Raw genomic sequence first — 5,569 nt, forward strand, 5'->3', positions numbered from 1 at the left:
GCAAAATGGCCACCCATCGATGGGTGGCCATTTTGTCTAAAAGGAGTCCGGCGGTGTCCTACTCTCCCACAGGGTCCCCCCTGCAGTACCATCGGCGCTGTGAGGCTTAGCTTCCGGGTTCGGAATGTAACCGGGCGTTTCCCTCACGCTATGGCCGCCGAAACACTATTGATGTTTCAATCAAACACATAACAAAGTCATTGTTGTTATGCGGTTCTCGACCGTACATCGAGAACCACTCAGTGGACGCGTAGCACCAACAAACGGTGTGTTATCAAGTCATCGGCTTATTAGTACCAGTCAGCTGCATGCATTACTGCACTTCCACATCTGGCCTATCAACCCAGTAGTCTGGCTGGGAGCCTCTCACCCGAAGGTATGGAAATCTCATCTTGAGGCCGGCTTCCCGCTTAGATGCTTTCAGCGGTTATCCATCCCGAACGTAGCTAATCAGCGGTGCTCCTGGCGGAACAACTGACACACCAGAGGTTCGTCCAACCCGGTCCTCTCGTACTAGGGTCAGATCCTCTCAAATTTCCTACGCGCGCAGCGGATAGGGACCGAACTGTCTCACGACGTTCTAAACCCAGCTCGCGTACCGCTTTAATGGGCGAACAGCCCAACCCTTGGGACCTACTCCAGCCCCAGGATGCGACGAGCCGACATCGAGGTGCCAAACCATGCCGTCGATATGGACTCTTGGGCAAGATCAGCCTGTTATCCCCGAGGTACCTTTTATCCGTTGAGCGACAGCGCTTCCACAAGCCACTGCCGGATCACTAGTCCCGACTTTCGTCCCTGCTCGACCTGTCAGTCTCACAGTCAAGCTCCCTTGTGCACTTACACTCGACACCTGATTGCCAACCAGGTTGAGGGAACCTTTGGGCGCCTCCGTTACTTTTTGGGAGGCAACCGCCCCAGTTAAACTACCCACCAGGCACTGTCCCTGAACCGGATTACGGTTCGAAGTTAGATATCCAGAGTGACCAGAGTGGTATTTCAACAATGACTCCACACGAACTAGCGTCCATGCTTCAAAGTCTCCCACCTATCCTACACAAGCCACACCGAACACCAATACCAAGCTGTAGTAAAGGTCACGGGGTCTTTCCGTCCTGCTGCGCGTAACGAGCATCTTTACTCGTAATGCAATTTCGCCGAGTTCGCGGTTGAGACAGTTGGGAAGTCGTTACGCCATTCGTGCAGGTCGGAACTTACCCGACAAGGAATTTCGCTACCTTAGGATGGTTATAGTTACCACCGCCGTTTACTGGGGCTTAAATTCTCAGCTTCGCCTTACGGCTAACCGGTCCTCTTAACCTTCCAGCACCGGGCAGGCGTCAGTCCGTATACATCGTCTTGCGACTTGGCACGGACCTGTGTTTTTAGTAAACAGTCGCTACCCACTAGTCTCTGCGGCCTCCAAACGCTTTCGGGAGTAAATCCCTATACGCCGAAGGCCCCCCTTCTCCCGAAGTTACGGGGGCATTTTGCCGAGTTCCTTAACCACGATTCTCTCGATCTCCTTGGTATTCTCTACCTGACCACCTGAGTCGGTTTGGGGTACGGGCGGCTAGAACCTCGCGTCGATGCTTTTCTTGGCAGCATAGGATCACCCACTTTTTATCCGCATCGTGTCTCAGCCTATGTGAATCGCGGATTTGCCTACGACTCGGCCTACGCACTTGCACCAGGACAACCATCGCCTGGCTTGGGCTACCTTCCTGCGTCACACCTGTTAATACGCTAACCGCACCAGAATGGGGTCGTGCGCTAGGCCCAGAGCGTCACCCCGAAGGGATCGGTCACTGGGATTCAGACACTTAGCACTACTGGATTAGCTTGGGCGGTTCTTCGCCGGTACGGGAATATCAACCCGTTGTCCATCGACTACGCCTGTCGGCCTCGCCTTAGGTCCCGACTTACCCAGGGAAGATTAGCTTGACCCTGGAACCCTTGGTCTTTCGGAGGACGTGTTTCTCACACGTCATTCGCTACTCATGCCTGCATTCTCACTCGTGTAGCCTCCACGGCTGGTTCACACCGCCGCTTCGCTGGCCACACGACGCTCTCCTACCCATCAACACGGCTGGACCACGAAGGCCTACCAATAATGTCAATGCCACAACTTCGGTGGCGTGCTTGAGCCCCGTTACATTGTCGGCGCGGAATCACTTGACCAGTGAGCTATTACGCACTCTTTCAAGGGTGGCTGCTTCTAAGCCAACCTCCTGGTTGTCAAGGCAACTCCACATCCTTTCCCACTTAGCACGCGCTTTGGGACCTTAGTTGGTGGTCTGGGTTGTTTCCCTCTCGACTATGAAGCTTATCCCCCACAGTCTCACTGCTGCGCTCTCACTTACCGGCATTCGGAGTTTGGCTGACGTCAGTAACCTTGTAGGGCCCATCGGCCATCCAGTAGCTCTACCTCCGGCAAGAAACACGCAACGCTGCACCTAAATGCATTTCGGAGAGAACCAGCTATCACGAAGTTTGATTGGCCTTTCACCCCTATCCACAGCTCATCCCCTCAGTTTTCAACCTAAGTGGGTTCGGTCCTCCACGACGTCTTACCGTCGCTTCAACCTGGCCATGGATAGATCACTTCGCTTCGGGTCTAGGACATGCGACTGAATCGCCCTATTCAGACTCGCTTTCGCTACGGCTACCCCACACGGGTTAACCTCGCCACATATCGCTAACTCGCAGGCTCATTCTTCAAAAGGCACGCTGTCACCCCTACTAAGGAGGCTCCAACGGTTTGTAAGCAAACGGTTTCAGGTACTATTTCACTCCCCTCCCGGGGTACTTTTCACCTTTCCCTCACGGTACTTGTCCGCTATCGGTCATCTGGGAGTATTTAGGCTTATCAGGTGGTCCTGACAGATTCACACGGGATTTCACGGGCCCCGTGCTACTTGGGATACTCTTCGCGCCAAGAGAGGCATTTCGACTACGGGGTTGGCACCCTCTATGACCGGCCTTTCAAGACCGTTCGTCTATACCTTCTTGTAACGCCGCCACCTCGGCAGAGATGACTGAAAAGTCCCACAACCCCCAACGTGCAACACCTGCCGGCTATCACACACGCTAGGTTTAGCCTGTTCCGGTTTCGCTCGCCACTACTAACGGAATCGCGGTTGCTTTCTCTTCCTGTGGGTACTGAGATGTTTCACTTCCCCACGTTCCCTCTACCCGCCCTATATATTCAGGCGGGAGTCACTAGGTCGGCACGCCGCCCAGCGGGGTTTCCCCATTCGGACACCCTCGGATCAAAACTTGCTTATCAGTTCCCCGAGGCTTATCGCAGATTGCTACGTCCTTCTTCGGCTCCAGATGCCAAGGCATCCACCGTTTGCTCTTAAAGACTTGAAATCACATGAGTTTGAATCAAAAACTCGACCCCACCCGAAGGTGGAATCTGAAATTGACTAATGATCTTTAAGATCATCTTGTGCAACAACCCGAAGGCTGTTGCAAGATGCTCGCGTCCACTGTGTAGTTCTCAAAGTACGGGCGGTACCCCCATCCACCTGCCCGAAACGGACAAACAGAAAGAGGTCCAGAGGTTCAGACCAGATCCCAAAAGATCCGCATCCGGTCCCTCAGGACCCAACAGCGTGCAGACACCGGTCCCCTCACCCAGAACCTTCCAACCGCAAGCGGCGTACTAGTTCCGAGATCAGATCTCGATGCCATGTCAAATGTTCCACCCATGAGCTCCCAGCGAAGAACGTATGCCTTCGATCTGGGTTCTGGACTCCGAAGAGTCAGATGCTCCTTAGAAAGGAGGTGATCCAGCCGCACCTTCCGGTACGGCTACCTTGTTACGACTTAGTCCTAATTACCGATCCCACCTTCGACGGCTCCCTCCAAAAGGTTAGGCCACCGGCTTCAGGTGTTACCGACTTTCATGACTTGACGGGCGGTGTGTACAAGACCCGGGAACGTATTCACCGCAGCGTTGCTGATCTGCGATTACTAGCGACTCCGACTTCATGAGGTCGAGTTGCAGACCTCAATCCGAACTGGGACCGGCTTTTTGGGATTCGCTCCACCTCGCGGTATTGCAGCCCTTTGTACCGGCCATTGTAGCATGCGTGAAGCCCAAGACATAAGGGGCATGATGATTTGACGTCATCCCCACCTTCCTCCGAGTTGACCCCGGCAGTATCCCATGAGTTCCCACCATTACGTGCTGGCAACATAGAACGAGGGTTGCGCTCGTTGCGGGACTTAACCCAACATCTCACGACACGAGCTGACGACAACCATGCACCACCTGTTTACGAGTGTCCAAAGAGTTGACCATTTCTGGCCCGTTCTCGTATATGTCAAGCCTTGGTAAGGTTCTTCGCGTTGCATCGAATTAATCCGCATGCTCCGCCGCTTGTGCGGGTCCCCGTCAATTCCTTTGAGTTTTAGCCTTGCGGCCGTACTCCCCAGGCGGGGAACTTAATGCGTTAGCTGCGTCACGGAATCCGTGGAATGGACCCCACAACTAGTTCCCAACGTTTACGGGGTGGACTACCAGGGTATCTAAGCCTGTTTGCTCCCCACCCTTTCGCTCCTCAGCGTCAGTTACGGCCCAGAGATCTGCCTTCGCCATCGGTGTTCCTCCTGATATCTGCGCATTCCACCGCTACACCAGGAATTCCAATCTCCCCTACCGCACTCTAGTCTGCCCGTACCCACTGCAGGCCGGAGGTTGAGCCTCCGGATTTCACAGCAGACGCGACAAACCGCCTACGAGCTCTTTACGCCCAATAATTCCGGATAACGCTTGCGCCCTACGTATTACCGCGGCTGCTGGCACGTAGTTAGCCGGCGCTTTTTCTGCAGGTACCGTCACTTTCGCTTCTTCCCTGCTAAAAGAGGTTTACAACCCGAAGGCCGTCGTCCCTCACGCGGCGTTGCTGCATCAGGCTTGCGCCCATTGTGCAATATTCCCCACTGCTGCCTCCCGTAGGAGTCTGGGCCGTGTCTCAGTCCCAGTGTGGCCGGTCACCCTCTCAGGCCGGCTACCCGTCGACGCCTTGGTGAGCCATTACCTCACCAACAAGCTGATAGGCCGCGAGCCCATCCCCAACCGAAATTCTTTCCAGACGCAGACCATGCGGTCACGTCACATATCCAGTATTAGACGCCGTTTCCAGCGCTTATCCCAGAGTCAGGGGCAGGTTGCTCACGTGTTACTCACCCGTTCGCCACTGATCCCACAGAGCAAGCTCCGTGTTCACCGTTCGACTTGCATGTGTTAAGCACGCCGCCAGCGTTCATCCTGAGCCAGGATCAAACTCTCCGTAAAAAAGAAATGCATACGACACCGGGAAAACGGTGACGCAGCGAGTTTGATGCTGACCAAAGAGACAAATTCATTGCTGACTTCATCCATTGCCAACCCCCCGAAAGGAGTTGGTCTTTGATCCAAAGGAATTCTCACCCAGCCGAAGCTAGACGAGGATAATTTGGCATTTGACAAGTGCACGCTGTTGAGTTCTCAAGGATCGGATGCTCCCACGACCCAGCCATCACAGCCAGGCCCGCAGGGCAACTTCTCTATCTTACC

3 rRNA genes are annotated in these 5,569 nt (G+C 54.5%); all 3 read right to left on the reverse strand.

Annotated elements, in window-relative coordinates:
- Positions 1–45: 45 nt before the first annotated feature.
- The 3 genes from rrf to DW298_RS03360 all read right to left on the reverse strand — a co-directional run bounded on the left by rrf (position 46) and on the right by DW298_RS03360 (position 5,308).
- A 5S ribosomal RNA gene (gene rrf, locus DW298_RS03350) occupies positions 46–162 on the reverse strand.
- A 108-nt stretch (positions 163–270) separates the two neighbouring features.
- A 23S ribosomal RNA gene (locus tag DW298_RS03355) occupies positions 271–3,375 on the reverse strand.
- Between the two features lie 410 nt (positions 3,376–3,785).
- Positions 3,786–5,308, reverse strand: a 16S ribosomal RNA gene (locus DW298_RS03360).
- Together the 16S, 23S and 5S rRNA genes form the textbook arrangement of a ribosomal RNA operon.
- Positions 5,309–5,569 lie beyond the last annotated feature (261 nt).

Origin of the sequence: Microbacterium sp. A20 (genome assembly GCF_004794515.1) — a bacterium.
In the GTDB taxonomy this organism is placed as follows: domain Bacteria; phylum Actinomycetota; class Actinomycetes; order Actinomycetales; family Microbacteriaceae; genus Microbacterium.